At 71.5% G+C, this 15,812-nt stretch carries 13 protein-coding genes; 8 read left to right on the forward strand and 5 right to left on the reverse strand.

What is annotated here, in order from left to right; genetic code table 11:
* Window positions 1-22: 22 nt before the first annotated feature.
* Both pheS and pheT read left to right on the forward strand, forming a co-directional pair.
* Window positions 23-1,144: a phenylalanine--tRNA ligase subunit alpha gene (pheS, locus tag ACWZJV_RS27680; RefSeq protein ID WP_008359388.1), complete on the forward strand. Its 1,122-nt coding sequence runs from the start codon at window positions 23-25 to the stop codon at window positions 1,142-1,144.
* The gene (gene pheT / locus ACWZJV_RS27685; RefSeq protein ID WP_457179670.1) at window positions 1,141-3,636 is read left to right on the forward strand and encodes a phenylalanine--tRNA ligase subunit beta; all 2,496 of its coding nucleotides are present in this window, start codon (window positions 1,141-1,143) and stop codon (window positions 3,634-3,636) included. The genes pheS and pheT overlap by 4 nt, the downstream gene beginning before the upstream one ends.
* Window positions 3,637-3,688: 52 nt before the next feature.
* Here the strand turns inward: pheT and ACWZJV_RS27690 are convergent, their stop codons facing one another.
* The gene (locus ACWZJV_RS27690; RefSeq protein ID WP_457179671.1) at window positions 3,689-4,717 is read right to left on the reverse strand and encodes a threonine aldolase family protein; all 1,029 of its coding nucleotides are present in this window, start codon (window positions 4,715-4,717) and stop codon (window positions 3,689-3,691) included.
* A 91-nt stretch (window positions 4,718-4,808) separates the two neighbouring features.
* Between ACWZJV_RS27690 and ACWZJV_RS27695 the strand changes: the two genes are divergently transcribed.
* The gene (locus tag ACWZJV_RS27695) at window positions 4,809-7,802 is read left to right on the forward strand and encodes an ATP-binding protein (protein ID WP_457179672.1); all 2,994 of its coding nucleotides are present in this window, start codon (window positions 4,809-4,811) and stop codon (window positions 7,800-7,802) included.
* Here the strand turns inward: ACWZJV_RS27695 and ACWZJV_RS27700 are convergent.
* From ACWZJV_RS27700 to ACWZJV_RS27715, 4 genes are all read right to left on the reverse strand, one after another.
* Entirely contained in the window at window positions 7,799-8,617 is an 819-nt protein-coding gene (locus ACWZJV_RS27700) for an ABC transporter permease (protein ID WP_008359394.1), read from the reverse strand. The genes ACWZJV_RS27695 and ACWZJV_RS27700 overlap by 4 nt on opposite strands.
* Window position 8,618: 1 nt before the next feature.
* A complete protein-coding gene (locus ACWZJV_RS27705) occupies window positions 8,619-9,644 on the reverse strand; it encodes an ATP-binding cassette domain-containing protein (protein ID WP_457179673.1) in 1,026 nt (341 codons plus the stop codon).
* 66 nt (window positions 9,645-9,710) lie between these two features.
* Window positions 9,711-10,265, reverse strand: coding sequence for an LOG family protein (locus ACWZJV_RS27710; protein ID WP_008359398.1), 555 nt, complete (start codon window positions 10,263-10,265; stop codon window positions 9,711-9,713).
* Window positions 10,266-10,275: 10 nt separating this feature from the next.
* Window positions 10,276-11,103 (reverse strand): maleylpyruvate isomerase family mycothiol-dependent enzyme, encoded by an 828-nt coding sequence (locus tag ACWZJV_RS27715; protein ID WP_457179674.1) that lies wholly within the window; start codon window positions 11,101-11,103, stop codon window positions 10,276-10,278.
* Window positions 11,104-11,211: 108 nt separating this feature from the next.
* Here ACWZJV_RS27715 and argC point away from each other — a divergent pair, with 108 nt between their 5' ends.
* From argC to ACWZJV_RS27740, 5 genes are read left to right on the forward strand one after another with little or no spacing between them, the layout of a single operon-like run.
* A complete protein-coding gene (argC, locus tag ACWZJV_RS27720) occupies window positions 11,212-12,249 on the forward strand; it encodes an N-acetyl-gamma-glutamyl-phosphate reductase (protein ID WP_457179675.1) in 1,038 nt (345 codons plus the stop codon).
* On the forward strand, window positions 12,246-13,187 hold the full coding sequence (gene argB / locus ACWZJV_RS27725; RefSeq protein ID WP_457179676.1) for an acetylglutamate kinase: 942 nt from the start codon (window positions 12,246-12,248) through the stop codon (window positions 13,185-13,187). The genes argC and argB overlap by 4 nt, the downstream gene beginning before the upstream one ends.
* The gene (locus ACWZJV_RS27730; RefSeq protein ID WP_457179677.1) at window positions 13,184-14,359 is read left to right on the forward strand and encodes an acetylornithine transaminase; all 1,176 of its coding nucleotides are present in this window, start codon (window positions 13,184-13,186) and stop codon (window positions 14,357-14,359) included. Before argB ends, ACWZJV_RS27730 begins: the two co-directional genes overlap by 4 nt.
* Window positions 14,356-15,279 carry an ornithine carbamoyltransferase gene (gene argF, locus ACWZJV_RS27735; RefSeq protein WP_008359408.1) on the forward strand — a complete coding sequence of 308 codons (924 nt, stop codon included), beginning with the start codon at window positions 14,356-14,358 and terminating at the stop codon, window positions 15,277-15,279. The genes ACWZJV_RS27730 and argF overlap by 4 nt, the downstream gene beginning before the upstream one ends.
* Window positions 15,276-15,803, forward strand: a complete 528-nt coding sequence (locus ACWZJV_RS27740; protein ID WP_008359409.1) for an arginine repressor — start codon at window positions 15,276-15,278, stop codon at window positions 15,801-15,803. The genes argF and ACWZJV_RS27740 overlap by 4 nt, the downstream gene beginning before the upstream one ends.
* Window positions 15,804-15,812: the final 9 nt, after the last annotated feature.

A 15,812-nucleotide genomic window follows, 5' to 3' on the forward strand; every position in this document is an offset into this window, starting at 1 on the left:
CATCAGACGACGAAAGCCAGTGATGTCCGGTCCCAACACCGACTATGACCCGGTAGAGGTCACCCCCTTGAAGGCTGAGGAGGTCGAGGCCGCGCGCGATGCTGCGCTGGCAGCCATCGACGCCGCGAACAGTCTCGAGGAGCTCAAGCAGGCACGGCTCGACCACGCCGGCGACCGTTCGCCGCTGGCCCTGGCCAACCGCGAGATCGGCGCGCTGCCACCGGCCGCGCGCAAGGAGGCCGGCCAGCGCGTCGGCAAGGCCCGCGGCGCCGTCAACCAGGCGCTCGCGGCGCGCCAGAAGGTCCTCGAGGCCGAGCACGAGGCCCGGATGCTGGTCGAGGAGACCGTCGACGTGACGCTCCCGACCGACCGGGTCCCGGCCGGCGGCCGTCACCCGCTGACCACCGGCGCCGAATACATCGCCGACATCTTCGTGGCGATGGGCTGGGAGGTCGCCGAGGGTCCGCTCATCGAGGCCGAGTGGCTCAACTTCGACGCCCTCAACCTGGGTCCGGACCACCCGGCCCGCACCATGCAGGACACCTTCTGGACCGAGCCCGCGGAGAACCACGTGGTCCTCCGCACCCACACCAGCCCGGTCCAGGCGCGCACCATGCTCACCCGCGAGGCGCCGATCTACGTGGTGTGCCCCGGCCGCGTCTTCCGCACCGACGAGTACGACGCGACCCACTCGCCGATGTTCCACCAGGTCGAGGGGCTGGCCATCGACGAGGGCATCTCGATGGCGAACCTGAAGGGCACCCTGGACCACTTCGCCACCCAGATGTTCGGCGAGGGCATCGTGACCCGGTTCCGGCCGTCGTACTTCCCCTTCACCGAGCCCTCTGCCGAGGTCGACCTGACCTGCTTCGTCTGCCGCGGCGCGCAGGTCGTCGACGCCGGAGACGGTCAGCTCGTCACCTGCCGCACCTGCAAGGGCGAGGGCTGGATCGAGTGGGGCGGCTGCGGGATCGTCAACCCGCGCGTGCTGGTGGCGTGCGGCGTCGACCCCGAGAAGTACAGCGGCTTCGCGTTCGGGATGGGCATCGACCGCACCCTGATGTTCCGCACCGGCCTGTCCGACCTGCGCACCCTGTTCGAGGGTGACGTCCGGCTTACTACTGCATTCGGGAGTGAACTGTGAAGGCCCCCCTCTCCTGGATCAAGGAGTACGTCGACCTGCCCGCCGAGCTCGGCATCGAGGAGATCACCGACCGGCTGACCGCGCTCGGCCTCAAGCTGGAGGCGATCGAGACCTCGGGCGCCGGCATCGATGGCCCGCTCGTGGTGGGCCAGGTGCTCACCGCCGAGAAGGAGCCGCAGAAGAACGGCAAGGTCATCAACTGGTGCACCGTCGACGTCGGTGCTGCCAACGGCACGGGGGAGCCGCAGGGGATCGTCTGCGGCGCGCACAACTTCGTGCCCGGGGACAAGGTCGTCGTGATCCTTCCCGGTGGCGTGCTGCCCGGCAACTTCCAGATCTCGGCGCGGAAGACCTACGGCCACATGTCGGCCGGCATGATCTGCTCCGCGCGTGAGCTCGGGCTGGGGGAGGAGGCCGACGGCATCATCGTGCTCCCGGCCGACGCTCCCGCACCCGGCACCGACGCCCGCGAGGTGCTCGGGCTCGGCGAGGAGATCATCGAGTTCGAGATCAACCCCGACCGTGCCTACGCGCTCTCGATGCGCGGCATCGCGCGCGACGCGGCGCTCGGGTTCGAGGCGCCGTTCCACGACCCGGCCCAGCGGGACACACCGATGGCCAACGACACCGGCTATCCGGTCCAGATCGAGGACACCGACGGGTGCGACTACTTCGTCGCGCGCACCGTCACCGGCTTCGACCCCACCGCTCCGACGCCCGACTTCATCAAGAAGCGGCTCGAGGCCGTCGGCGTGCGGTCGATCTCCCTGGCCGTCGACGTGACCAACTACGTGATGTTCGAGCTCGGCCAGCCGATCCACGCCTACGACCGCGCCAAGCTGCAGGGCCCGATCGTGGTCCGTCGTGCGAACGCGGGGGATAAGCTGGAGACGCTCGACGGGACGGTCCGTGTCCTCGATCCCGAGGACCTGGTCGTCTGCGACGACTCCGGCCCGATCGGCCTGGGCGGGGTGATGGGCGGTGCCACGACCGAGGTCTCGGAGTCCACCACCGACCTGCTCATCGAGGTCGCTCACTGGGAGCCGCGCTCGATGTTCCGCACCGGGCGCCGCCACAAGCTCACCTCCGAGGCCGGCAAGCGCAACGAGCGCGGCACCGACCGGCTGCTGCCGCCGGTCTCGGCCCAGCGTGTGGTCGAGCTGCTCGTGGAGCACGGCGGCGGCGTGGTCGAGGAGGGCGTGACCGCGGTCGGTCCCACCGCCTCGCCGCAGACGCGCGCGCCGCTCACCGAGATCACCATCGCCGCCGACCTGCCGGCCCGGATCATCGGTATCGACGTATCCGTCGAGACGGTCGTGAAGTCGCTGGAGCTGGTCGGCTGCCAGGTGAGCGTCGAGGGTGACTCGCTGACCGCGAAGGTCCCGACCTACCGGACCGACCTGGTCGACCCCTACGACCTGATCGAGGAGGTCGCCCGCATCGTCGGCTACGACAAGGTCCCCTCGGTGCTGCCGCGCCGGGCGACCGGCCGTGGCCTGACCCGCGCCCAGCAGCTGCGCCGCCGGATCGGGCGGGCGCTGGCCGGTGCCGGGCTGGTGGAGGTCGTCGACTTCCCGTTCGTGGGCGACGCCGACTTCGACCGGCTCGGGCTGTCCGCCGACGACGTCCGTCGCCACACCGTCAACCTGGCCAACCCGCTCAGCAGCGAGGAGCCCGGCTACACGACGACCCTGCTGCCCGGGCTGCTGAAGGTCGCCGCCCGCAACGTCTCCCGAGGTCAGGACGGGGTCTCCCTGTTCGAGACCGCGACGGTCGCGTTCCCGGTGGACCAGGCCGCGCCGATCTACGGCGTCGACCGGCGGCCGTCGGCGGAGGAGCTCGAGAAGCTCCTCGCCGCGATCCCGCGCCAGCCGCTGCACCTCGCCGTCGTCCTCGCCGGGGAGCGTACGCGGGGTGGCTGGTGGGGCTCGGCCGAGACGGCTTCGTGGGCCGACGCCATCGACGTCGTCCGCCGCCTGGGCACCGAGCTCGGGGTCTCGGTCGAGGTCGCCTCGGCGTCGCGGGCGCCGTGGCACCCGGGTCGCTGCGCGGTCGTCTCCGTCGACGGGGTCGAGTTCGGCCACGCCGGCGAGCTGCACCCCAACGTGTGCAAGGCGTTCGGCTTGCCGGCCCGCTCGGCGGCGGTCGAGATCGACCTCGACTTCCTGATCTCGAAGGTGCCCGCCACCGCTGCCGGCCCGGTCTTCTCGACCATGCCGGTCGCGAAGGAGGACGTCGCGCTGACGGTGTCGACCGACGTCACCGTCGCTGCCGTCGAGGCGGCCCTGCGTGAGGGTGCCGGCGAGCTGCTCGAGACCGTGCGGCTCTTCGACGTCTACGAGGGCGACCAGGTCGGCGAGGGCAAGAAGTCGCTCGCCTTCGCGCTCCGCTTCCGCGCTCCCGACCGCACGCTGAAGGCCGAGGAGACCGCGGCCGCTCGCGATGCGGCCGTGGCCAAGGCGGCCGAGCTCACCGGCGCCGTCCAGCGCTGAGTCCTCACCGCGTCAGGACCCCGCACCCGCGGCGTCCTGACGCGGGTCCGGCTCAGCCGCGATCCTCCCGCAGGAGGGTGAGAACCGAGTCGATCTCCTCGGGGGTCGTCTCCCACGACGTCACGAACCGGACCTGGCCGTCGAGGCGGTAGAAGAGCACCCCGGCGGCCTCCAGGCGGTCGGCGGTCTCCTCCGACAGATCGACCCAGGCCAGGTTGGCGTCGACGGAGTTGGTGATGCGTACGCCTTCCTTCTCCAGGCCCGCGGCGAGCTCGGCCATCCGCTCGTTGGCGTTGCGGGCGTTGCGGAGCCAGAGGTCGTCGGTGAGGTAGGCGAGCAGCTGGGCCGACTGGTAGCGCATCTTCGAGGTGACGTGGCCGCTGCGCTTGGTGCGGTAGACCAGCTCGTCGGCGGGGGCGTCGGTGAAGCAGACGATCGCCTCGGCCGAGAGGGCGCCGTTCTTGGTCGCGCCCAGGGAGAGTACGTCGACACCGGCCCGCCAGGTGAGGTCGGCCGGCGACGCACCGGTGGCCACGACACCGTTCGCGAACCGGGCACCGTCCAGGTGCACGCGCAGGTCACGGGTCTTGGCGATCCCGGTGAGCTCGGCGATCTCGGCGACCGAGTAGACCGTGCCGTAGTCGGACGGTGAGGTCAGCGAGAGGACGGCCGGCTGGGAGTGGTGGGGGTCGCCCCAACGTACGCCGTCCAGGTGGGCCTGCAGTGCCTCGGGCGCCATCTTGTAGTCGTCGCCGGCGATGCCCGTCATCACTGCGCCGCCGCTCAGGAAGGAGGTGGCGCCGCCTTCGCTGCCCAGGATGTGCGCGGTCTCGTGGCACACCACCGAGCCCCACGGCGGGGTCATCGCGGAGAGCGAGAGGGCGTTGGCGGCGGTGCCGCTCAGGACCGGGAAGACGCGGGCCGTGGGGTGCTCGAAGACCTCGCGCACCCGGCTCTCGAGCGCGGCGGTCACCTCGTCACCTCCGTAGGCGAGCGCGGAGCCGGAGTTGACGGCGGCCATCGCCTCCAGGATCGCGGGGGAGACGGAGGCGGCGTTGTCAGAGCGCAGTTCGACGGTCACGGTCCTATTCTCGCCATGACGGCTCCACTCCTCGGAGGGAGGGCCGAAATCCCGTACGTACGCGATATATCGTTATGACAGAATGGCCGCTGTGACGACACTGAGTGTGCTGGACGAGGTCACCTGGGCGGGGGCGCCGGTGGCCGGCGAGCGGACCCGGGCGCTGCTGCGCGCGCTGGTCGACGCCGGTCCGCGAGGTGCCTCCGAGGCTGCTCTGGTCGAGGAGATCTGGGGACGCGACGACGTCCCGGCCAACCCCGCCAAGGCGCTCCAGGTGGTCGTCTCCCGGGCTCGGACGGCGACCGCGTCCGACGCGATCGAACGTACGCCGCGGGGCTACCGCCTCGGCCTCGAGGCGGGCGAGGTCGACGCCTGGTCGCTGCGGCCGCACGCGCTGCGACTTGCCGCGGAGAAGCGGTACGCGGAGGCGCTCCCGCTCCTCGAGCGGCTCGACCGGCTCGATCCCGACGAGGAGGTCACCGAGGCGATCCTCCGGGCGGTCGCCGCGGTGCACGGTGTGCCGGCGGCGCTGGAGCGGTTCGCGGCGTACCGGGCCGGGCTGGCCGACGGCCTCGGCGTCGACCCGAGCCCGCGGCTGCGGGCGGTTCATGCCGAGCTGCTCGCGCGCGACCGTCCGGTGCGCTCGGGGCTGCGCCACGACGCCGACCTGCTGATCGGTCGCGAGCAGGACACCGCCGAGGTCTCCGCACTGCTGAAGAGCTCGCGCGTCGTCACGATCCTCGGGCCGGGTGGCCTGGGCAAGACCAGCCTGGCCCAGGTGATCGCGCATGGCGCCGAGCAGCCGGTGGTCCACTTCGTCGAGCTGGTCGGCGTGACCGCGCCCGACGACCTGGTCAGCGAGGTCGGCTCGGCGCTCGGCGTACGCGACTCGGTCGCCCGCCGTGACCGGCTCACCCCCGAGCAGCGCGCCGACGTGCGGTCGCGGATCGCCCAGCAGCTCGACGGCGCGCCCACCCTGATCGTGCTCGACAACTGCGAGCACATCGTGGCCGCCGTAGCCGACCTGGTCGCCTTCCTGGTCGCGACGGTGCGCGACCTGACCGTCCTTACCACCTCGCGCAGCCCGCTCGCCATCGGCGCGGAGCGGGTCTACCCGCTCGGCCGGCTGGGGGCGTACGACGGCAGTGAGCTGTTCCGCCGGCGAGCGGTCGCCGCGCGGCCCGGCGTCCAGCTCGACGAGGACCGCGTCGACGAGATCGTCACCCGGCTCGACGGGCTGCCGCTGGCGATCGAGCTGGCCGCGGTCAAGGTGCGGGCGATGTCGGTCGCCGACATCGCCCGGCGGCTGGAGAACCGGTTCGAGCTGCTGCGCGGCGGCGACCGCAACGCCCCCGACCGCCATCAGACGCTCGTCGCGGTCATCGACTGGTCCTGGAACCTGCTCTCCGAGCGGGAGCGCCGGGCGATGCGCTGGCTATCGGTCTTCCACGACGGCTTCACTCTCGCGGCCGCGGAGGCGATGCTCGGTGCCGATGCCTTCGCCGCGATCGAGGAGCTGGTCGACCAGTCCCTGCTGACAGTCGTCGAGGCACCGCTCGGGTTCCGCTACCGGATGCTCGAGACCGTGCGTGAGTTCGGCCGCATGCAGCTCATCGACTCCGGCGAGGACGGCGCCGCCCGGGCGGCGCAACGAGCCTGGGCCACGGCCTACGCGGACGCGGGGGCGGGCCGGATCTACTCCCCAGAGCAGTTCGAGGCGATGGACGAGCTGCGGGCGGAGGAGAGCAACCTCGCCGACATCCTGCGTCAGGTCCTTGCCGACGACGAGGCCGAGTCCGTGATCCGCCTCTTCTGCGCGCTGGGCGTCTTCTGGACCATCGCGGGCGAGCACCAGCGCGTGATCATGCTGGCCGGGCCCGTCGCCGACCTCTTGGCCGAGTGGGAGCCGCCTGCCGAGATGCTGGAGAAGACCAGGCTCGTCCTGGCGCTGCTGCTCTTCGGCGCGGCGGTCACCGGTGGCAGCGGCCTGGAGCGGCTGATGGCGATCCTCGACCGGGTCGGCATCGAGGCCGCGGACCCGCAGCTCAGGGTGATGCTGAAGGTCATGCAGGCGATGGCGGGCACCGTCGCCCGGGCGGGCGCCGGCGAGCCCGGCCGGCCGCTGGAGGACGAGCTGACCGAGCTGATCGCCGATCCCGACCCGGAGGTGCGCGCCCGCGCCTACACCTTCCTCAGCCACGAGCGGGAGAACCTCGGCGACCCCGAGGGAGCGCTCGCCGCGGGGACGGAGGCGCTGCGCCTGACCGGCACCGCGGGCGGACCCTGGCCGCGCGCGATGCTGCACGCCCAGCTCAGCGGTCTCTACGCCCAGCTCGGCCGTCTCGGCGAGGCCGCCCACCACGCCCGCGAAGCCGTCCCGGTCCTGCGCCGTCTCGGCGCCGACGACGACCTCATCCAGACCCACGCCGTCCTGGTGACGTACGCGGTGGAGCAGGGGCGCCTCGAGGAGGCCGCCGAGATCCTCGCGGAGCTCTCCGAGAAGCAGCCTCGCGGTGGCTTCGGCTCCCGTGGTGCCGTCCATGGCGCCAAGGCGCAGCTCCTCCTCGCCCAGGGGCGGGTCCAGGAGGGCCTGGCGCTGTTCGGCGAGGTGGTGGCGACGATGGGCGAGCTGCCGTTCCCCGGGTTCACCGACGACCCCGACCTGGTCCCGTGGCGGGTCGCGGCCGAGGCCGTCACCGTGGTCAGCTGCGCCCGCCACGGCGAGGCATCCGACGGCGCCGACCTCTTCGACGTACTCATGGCGAAGGCGCCCCGGCTCGTCTCCCGGGAGCGCCGCTCCCAGGACTATCCGGTGACCGGCATGCTGCTCCTCGCGCTGGGCGTGTGGGGCCTCCTCAGGGACGCGCTTCCGCGCGAGGAGTCGGTGAGGCTGCTGGTCCTGGCTGACCGGTTCGGCTACTCCCGGTCCTTCCTCGACATGCGCTGGGAGCTCGCCGTCGCCGACGCGGCGCGGCTCGCACCGGGCGTGCTCGAACGCGTCTCGGCCGAGTACGGCGAACGCCGCGGGCTCGCCCTGGTGGACGAGGCCCGCGGCGTCATCGCGCGCGTGGTGCCCGCGGGCTAGAGCTTCTTGCTGTAGCTCCACACCGAGATCGGCGCGAAGATCGCGACGACCGCGGCGCAGCCGACCAGTGCCCACACGACGCTCAGGGTGAGGTCGCCGGCGTTCATCAGGTCGCGGGTGGCGTTGATGACCAGGGTGACCGGGTTGACGTCGACGAAGTGCTGCAGCCAGTTCGGCATGGTCTCCTTCGGCACGAACGCGGGGGAGAGGAACGTCAGCGGGAACATGATCATCATGCCCAGCCCCTGCACTCCGCCCGCGGTCTTCAGGACCGTGCCGAGCCAGGTGAAGATCCAGCTCAGCGACCAGCCGGCGAAGATGGTCAACGCCCAGCCGGCGAGCACTCCGCCGACGCCACCACCGGGCCGGTAGCCCATCAGCAGGCCGACCAGGATCGTCAGTGTTGCCGCGATCCCGTAGCGGAGCAGGTCGGCGACGGCGGGTCCGGCCAACGGCGCGATCCGGGCGATCGGGAGCGCCTTGAACCGGTCGAAGACGCCCTTGTCCATGTCCTCGCGCAGCTGGGTACCGCGAGCCATCGAGGCGGTCAGCGCCGTCTGGGCGAGGATGCCGGTGATGATGGTGGGCAGGTACGCCTTCACGTCACCGGAGATCGCGCCGCCGAAGATGTAGGCGAACATCGCGGTGAACAGCAGCGGCTGGATCGTGACGTCGAAGAACTGCTCGGGGTTGCGCATCATCTTGATCAGTGCGCGCCGGGCCATGGTGAGTGTCTGGGAGACCGTCTCGCCGATACCGGGGTGGGGCTTGAGCGGGCGGTCGGCGACGGCGTACGTCGAGATCAGTGCAGCCATCTCAGGCCACCTCCTCGGTGCGGATGTCGGTGCGGGTCTCTGCCGGGTTCTCGGCGTGGTTCCCGGCGGGGCTCTCGGAGCTCTCGGTGCCGTGGCCGGTCAGGGCGAGGAAGACCTCGTCGAGGGTCGGCTGCTGCACGTTGGCGGTCGTGATGGAGATGCCGGCGTGGCGCAGGCCGATGAGCACGTCGGCGGCCCGGTCGGCATCGGCCAGCGGTACGTTGACCCCGCCGGCCTCGGGAGTGAGCACGGGACGCTCGCCGGTGACCTTCTCGACCACGGCCGCGGCGGTGGCGACCTGCGTCTTGTCGCTCAGCCGCAGGTGGAGCGTCGAGTTCCCGACCGAGGTCTTGAGCTGCTCGGAGGTGCCCTCGGCGACCTTGACGCCGCGGTCGATGACCGCGATCCGGTCGGCGAGCTGGTCGGCTTCGTCGAGGTACTGCGTGGTCAGCAGGACCGTGGAGCCGCCGGCCACCAGCGTACGGATGGTGTCCCACATCTGGCCGCGGGTGCGCGGGTCCAGGCCGGTGGTCGGCTCGTCGAGGAAGATGAGCGGGGGACGGGACAGGAGCGAGGCGGCCAGGTCGAGGCGGCGGCGCATGCCGCCGGAGAACTTCGAGATCTGCCGCTTGGCCGCCTCCTGGAGCCCGAAGGACTCCAGGAGCTCCTCCGAGGCGGCTCGGGCGGCCTTGCCGGACATGCCGAGCAGGCGGCCGAAGAGGACCAGGTTCTCGGTGGCGGTGAGGTTCTCGTCGACCGAGGCGTACTGCCCCGTCACGCCGACGAGCTGACGCACCTGGTGGGGGTGCGCCTTGACGTCGACCCCGAAGATCTCCGCCGTGCCGGCGTCGATCGGGAGCAGGGTCGCGAGCATCTTGAGGGTCGTGGTCTTGCCGGCGCCGTTGGGCCCCAGCACGCCGAAGACCTCGCCGCGGCGGATCTCGAGGTCGGTCCCGTCGACCGCGGTGAAGTCTCCGAAGGTCTTGACCAGACCCGAGGCCGATACGGCCAGTTCGGTGGTTGTCATGCTCCCACGGTGAAGGGCGCCGGTTTCAGCGCGCCTTCACCGCGGTTTCACGACCCCGGGCCGGTTTCAGCGGGCGGCGTCGAGGCGGGCGAGGACGTCGTCGAGGTCGTCGCCGACCACCAGCGACTCGCCGGGGGAGCCGTGCATGAAACCGGCCTCGGCGATGCGCTCCATCATCTCCACGAGCGGGTCCCAGAAGCCGTTGATGTTGAACAGGCCGACGGGCTTGCCGTGCAGCGACAGGGTCTGCCAGGTCCAGACCTCGAAGAGCTCCTCGAGGGTGCCGATCCCGCCGGGGAGGACCAGGAAGGCCTCGGCGCGCTCGGCCATGCGCGCCTTGCGCTCGTGCATGGTGTCGACCACGATCGTCTGCATCCCCGGCGCGCCTTCGACGCGACCCCACTCTCGCTCGATCATGAAGCGTGGGATCACGCCGAAGACCCGGCCGCCGCCGTCGATGGTGCCCTGGGAGATCTGACCCATCAGCCCGCCGCCGCCCGCACCGTAGACCAGCTCGATGCCACGCTCGGCGAGCCCTGCGCCGACCTCGTAGGCCTTCTTCCCGAGCGCCGGGTCGTTGCCGTCGCGGGAGCCGAGAAAGACCGCCAGGTGCTTGATCATGCGGCGAAGGTTAGTCGTCCGTGATCGCCTGGTTGGTCAACGCGCGGAAGCGCTCGTAGATGTCCTTGTCCCCGGTGACCTGGATGCCCTCGTCGTCGCGGCGACGCCAGAGCCAGGCGTCGAGGTCCGCCGCCGGACCCTCGATGACGACGTCCGGCTCGGTGCCGGCCGGGATCTCCTCGGCGGGGACGACGCTGAGGTCGGGCTCGTCCTCGAGCCGGTCGCCGTTGGGACGGGTGCCGGAGACGACGCCCAGCTGGACCCAGGTCTGGGTGTCGGTGTCCACGGCGTCGACGCGCACGTAGTGGTCGCTGCCCGCGAAGGTCGCCCAGTCGGGCTTCCCGCCGTAGAAGACGTCGAGGAGCTCGTCGATCCCGTCCGCGGCGAGCGCGGGGTCGAGCGGCGTCACCGCGCCGGCGGTGAGCTCGGCGTCGAGGCGGTGGATGAGGATCTCGTGTGCCTGCCGGCGGTAGGCGAAGGCGGCGGTGTTGTCCTGCGACCAGGACCAGGTGGGCTCCTCGGGCGCGGTCTGCTCGAGGGTCTTGATGAAGCGGGCGTTGAGCTCGTCGAAGCGGGCGAGCAGGTCCTGGTAGCTCGCGCCCTCCGGGCGCTCGAGCTCGGTATAGGTCTCCTCGGTCGGCTCTGCGGGACGGCTCTCCAGGACGTACGTCCAGAAGTGCTGGACCTCGGCGGCGACGTGCCACAGCAGGTCGGCGGCGGTCCAGTCCGGGGCGGTCGGGACCGTGGCGGCGGGATCGGTGTCGGCCAGCACGGCACGGAAACGCGCCGACTCCGACCGGATGTGGTCGAGGTAGGCGGCGGGGGTGAGACGAGTCATGGAGGGAACCTTAAGCGTCACCGCTGACACATTTCCTCCGGGTTTCCTTCACGGCCGTCTCAGGGGTCGAACACGCTTTGCGACATACATGCAGAGTGACGTATGTTCATGCACATGACGAAGAAGCGCGTCGCCGTAGCCGGTGCCAGTGGATACGCCGGAGGCGAGCTGCTCAGGCTGCTGCTGGCCCACCCCGAGGTGGAGATCGGCGCACTGACCGCCGCCTCCAGTGCGGGCAAGACCCTGGGGAGCCTCCAGCCCCACCTGCTCCCGCTGGCCGACCGCGTGCTGGAGCCCACCAACGCCGAGACCCTGGCCGGTCACGACGTCGTCTTCCTGGCGCTGCCGCACGGGGAGTCCGGACCGATCGCCGCCGGCCTTCCCGACGACGTGGTCGTGATCGACTGCGGCGCCGACTACCGGCTCGCCGATGCCGAGACGTGGACGAAGTTCTACGGCACCGACCACGCCGGCACCTGGCCCTACGGGCTGCCCGAGCTGCGGGGACAGCGGGAGACCCTGACCGGCGCTCACCGGATCGCCGTGCCCGGCTGCTTCCCGACCGTCTCCACCCTCGCCCTCGCCCCGGCCGTCGAGGCCGGCATCGTCGAGCCCGAGGTCGTCGTGGTCGCCGCCACCGGCGCCAGCGGCGCGGGGAAGTCGTCCAAGCCGCACCTCATCGGCGCCGAGGTGATGGGCAACGTGAGCGCCTACGGCGTCGGTGGCGTCCACCGCCACACCCCCGAGATCGTCCAGAACCTCTCCGCGCTGGTCGACGGCGAGGTGTCGGTCTCCTTCACCCCGGTGCTGGTGCCGATGCCGCGCGGCATCCTGGCCACCTGCTCGGCCAAGCTCGCCGCCGACGTGACCGCGGCCGATGCGCGCGCCGTCTACGAGAAGGCCTACGGCGAGGAGCCCTTCGTCCACCTGCTCCCCGAGGGCCAGTGGCCCCAGACCCAGGCCGTGCTCGGCTCGAACGCCGTCCTCCTGCAGGTGGCCGTCGACGAGGCCGCCGGCCGGCTGGTCGTGATCGGCGCCGAGGACAACCTCGCCAAGGGCACCGCCGGGGGAGCGATCCAGTGCATGAACCTCGCGCTCGGTCTCGACGAGACCGCCGGCCTGTCGACGGTGGGAGTGGCACCGTGATCGACCTGGAGACGGTGTCGCACGAGCCCGGCCGCCCCGACCCCGCCAAGGCCCGCACCCTGGCCGGCGCGCTGCCGTGGCTGAAGGAGTACCACGGCAAGATCGTCGTGGTGAAGTACGGCGGCAACGCCATGACCGACGACAAGCTCAAGCGCGCCTTCGCCGAGGATGTCGCCTTCATGCGGTTCGCCGGCTTCAAGCCGGTCGTCGTGCACGGCGGCGGCCCGCAGATCTCGAGCATGCTCGACCGGCTCGGCATCGAGTCGGAGTTCCGCGGCGGGCTGCGGGTGACCACCCCCGAGGCCATGGACGTCGTCCGGATGGTCCTGGTCGGGCAGGTGCAGCGTGAGCTCGTCGGACTCATCAACGAGCACGGCCCGCTGGCCGTCGGTCTGTCCGGCGAGGACGCCGGGCTCTTCACCGCCGAGCCGGCCAGCACCGTCGTCGACGGTGAGGAAGTCGACCTCGGCCAGGTCGGCGAGGTCGTCGACGTACGTCCCGCGTCGGTCCTCGACATCATCGAGGCCGGCCGGATCCCGGTCGTCTCCAGCGTCGCCCCCGACGCCGACGGCGTCATCTACAACGTCAACGCCGACCGCGCCGCCTCCGCCCTGGCGATCGCGCTGCAGGCCGAGAAGCTGCTCGTCCTCACCGACGTCGAAGGCCTCTATCTCGACTGGCCCGACCCCGAGGAGGTCATCGGCGAGATCAGCCCCGAGGCGCTCGAAGGCATCCTCCCCGACCTCGCCAGCGGGATGATCCCGAAGATGAGCGCCTGCCTCGAGGCGGTCAAGGGCGGCGTCAAGCGCGCCACCGTCGTCGACGGCCGCGAGCAGCACGCGGTGCTGCTGGAGCTGTTCACCGCCGAGGGAGTCGGCACCCAGGTGCTCCCCGGCGTCACCACCAAGACCCGCAAGGCAAGGGAGCTGGACCGATGAGCACCTATGGAGAGCGCTACGCCGCCTCCCTGATGAACACCTTCGGCGCCCCCAAGCTGGTCCTCACCCGAGGCGAGGGCGCCCACGTGTGGGACGAGAACGGCAAGGAGTACGTCGACCTACTGGCCGGCATCGCCGTCAACGCCCTCGGCCACGCCCACCCGGCGCTGGTCTCTGCGGTGACGGCCCAGATGCAGTCGCTCGGCCACGTCTCCAACTTCTTCACCTCCCACCCGCAGGTCGAGCTGGCCGAGGCCCTGCTCGCCCGGGTTCCCGGCGGGGAGACCGGACGGGTGTTCTTCACCAACTCCGGCACCGAGGCCAACGAGGCCGGCTTCAAGCTGACCCGGCGCACCGGCCGTACGCACATCGTGGCTGCTCAGGGCGCCTTCCACGGCCGCTCGATGGGTGCCCTGGCGCTGACCGCCAAGGAGGCCTACCGGGCGCCGTTCGAGCCGCTCCCGGGCGAGGTCACCTTCGTCCCCTACGGCGACGCCTCGGCCTTGGCGGCCGCCGTGACCGACGAGACCGCGGCCATCATCCTCGAGCCGATCCAGGGCGAGGCAGGCGTCGTCGTGCCCCCGGCCGACTACCTGGCAGCCGCGCGGGCCGTGGCCGACGAGCACGGCGCGCTGCTGTGGCTCGACGAGGTGCAGTCCGGCGTGGGCCGCACCGGCCGCTGGTTCGCCCACGAGACCTCCGGGGTCACCGCCGACATCGTCACCCTGGCCAAGGGCCTCGGCGGCGGCTTCCCGATCGGCGCCTGCATCGGTCTGGGCCGGGCGGCCACGCTCTTCGAGCCCGGCAACCACGGCACCACGTTCGGTGGCAACCCGGTCGCCTGCGCCGCGGGTCTCGCGGTGATCGAGACGATCGAGTCCGAGAAGCTCCTCGAGCACGTCACCGTGCTCGGCCAGAAGCTTCGTGACGGTCTCGCCGCCGACCCGCGGGTCGTGCGCGTCGACGGTGAGGGTCTCTTCATCGGCGTGGTCCTCGCCGGTCTCGACTCGGCCGCCGTCGCCGCGGCGGCACTCGAGGCGGGCTTCATCCTCAACAACGCCACCCCCGAGCGGATCCGCATCGTCCCGCCGCTCGTCCTCACCGAGGACGACGCCGAGGCGCTGCTGGCCGCGTGGCCGGGGATCCTCGACTCAGCGGAGGAGGCGAGATGACCAGACACTTCCTCCGCGACGACGACCTCACCCCGGCCGAGCAGGCCGAGGTGCTCGCGCTCGCGGCGTCGATGAAGCAGGAGCCGTACGCCGCCAAGCCGCTGGCCGGCCCGGTGACCGTGGCCACGATCTACGACAAGCCGACGCTGCGCACCCAGGCGTCGTTCTCCTCGGGGATCGCCGAGCTCGGCGGCCACTCGATGCTCGTCGACGGCCGCTTGGCCGGGATCGGCGAGCGGGAGTCGGTCGCCGACGTCGCCCGGGTGCTGGGCCGGCAGGCGGGCGAGATCGTGTGGCGTACGTTCGCGCAGAGCGACCTCGAGGAGATGGCCGCCCACTCCGGTGTCCCGGTTGTCAACGCGCTGACCGACGAGTTCCACCCCTGCCAGCTGCTCGCCGACCTGCAGACGCTGCAGGAGCACAAGGGATCCCTCGCCGGCGTGACCGCGGCCTTCCTCGGCGATGCGGCCTGCAACATGGGCAACTCCTGGGCGCTCGCCGGGGCCACGGCCGGGATGCACGTCCGGTTCGGCGCGCCGGAGGGCTACGCCCCCGACGCGGAGGTGCTCGTCCGGGCCAAGGAGATCGCCCAGGAGACCGGCGGCTCGGTCACGGTGACCTCGGACCCCGTCGCGGCGGCAGCCGGGGCCGACGTACTCATCACCGACACCTGGGTCTCGATGGGCAAGGAGAGCGAGGCGGCCGCCCGGGTCGCGGTGTTCTCGCCCTACGCGCTCACCACCGAGCTGCTCGGCCACGCCGACCCCGACGCGGTCGTGCTCCACTGCCTGCCGGCCTACCGCGGCAAGGAGATCGAGGCCGAGGTGCTCGACGGCCCGCGGAGCCTGGTGTGGGACGAGGCGGAGAACCGGCGCCACGCCCAGAAGGCGATCCTGGCGTTCCTGTGGGAGCGACGATGACGACGAACGAGACCCAGCGGCCGGCGACCAAGGGTGCCCGGCAGTCCCTGATCGTCGACATCATCTGGAGCCGGGAGATCCGGTCGCAGACCGAGCTCTCCGAGGCACTGCTCGCCCACGGGGTCAACGTCACCCAGGCGACGCTGTCGCGCGATCTGGACGAGCTCGACGCGGTGAAGGTGCGGACACCGTCCGGTGCGCTGGTCTACGCGGTTCCCGGCGAGGGCGGCGACCGCACCGCGGTGGCGCCGGGGGAGTCCGCGAGCGGACGCAGCAAGCTCGGCCGACTCGCCCGTGAGCTGTTGGTGAGCGCCGACGGGAGTGCGAACCTGGTGGTGCTGCGTACCCCTGCGGGTGGCGCCCAGTACTTCGCCTCCGCGATCGACCGGGCCGAGTACCCCGACATCCTCGGCACCATCGCCGGCGACGACACCGTGCTCGTCATCGGCCGCGAGCCCAAGGGCGGAGCGGCGCTCGTCGAGCGGTTCCTCAGCCTCGCCGGCAAGACCACAGACATTCCGTAAGTTTCAGAG

It is taken from the genome of Nocardioides sp. WG-D5, assembly GCF_054031175.1.

Bases quoted from the DNA above. Each gene is read 5' to 3' on its own strand.
- pheS (WP_008359388.1), top strand. From the start codon at position 23: ATGTCCGGTCCCAACACCGACTATGACCCGGTAGAGGTCACCCCCTTG.
- ACWZJV_RS27700 (WP_008359394.1), bottom strand. From the start codon at position 8,617: ATGGCTGCACTGATCTCGACGTACGCCGTCGCCGACCGCCCGCTCAAG.
- ACWZJV_RS27705 (WP_457179673.1), bottom strand. From the start codon at position 9,644: ATGACAACCACCGAACTGGCCGTATCGGCCTCGGGTCTGGTCAAGACC.
- ACWZJV_RS27710 (WP_008359398.1), bottom strand. From the start codon at position 10,265: ATGATCAAGCACCTGGCGGTCTTTCTCGGCTCCCGCGACGGCAACGAC.
- ACWZJV_RS27715 (WP_457179674.1), bottom strand. From the start codon at position 11,103: ATGACTCGTCTCACCCCCGCCGCCTACCTCGACCACATCCGGTCGGAG.
- argC (WP_457179675.1), top strand. From the start codon at position 11,212: ATGCACATGACGAAGAAGCGCGTCGCCGTAGCCGGTGCCAGTGGATAC.
- ACWZJV_RS27730 (WP_457179677.1), top strand. From the start codon at position 13,184: ATGAGCACCTATGGAGAGCGCTACGCCGCCTCCCTGATGAACACCTTC.
- argF (WP_008359408.1), top strand. From the start codon at position 14,356: ATGACCAGACACTTCCTCCGCGACGACGACCTCACCCCGGCCGAGCAG.
- ACWZJV_RS27740 (WP_008359409.1), top strand. From the start codon at position 15,276: ATGACGACGAACGAGACCCAGCGGCCGGCGACCAAGGGTGCCCGGCAG.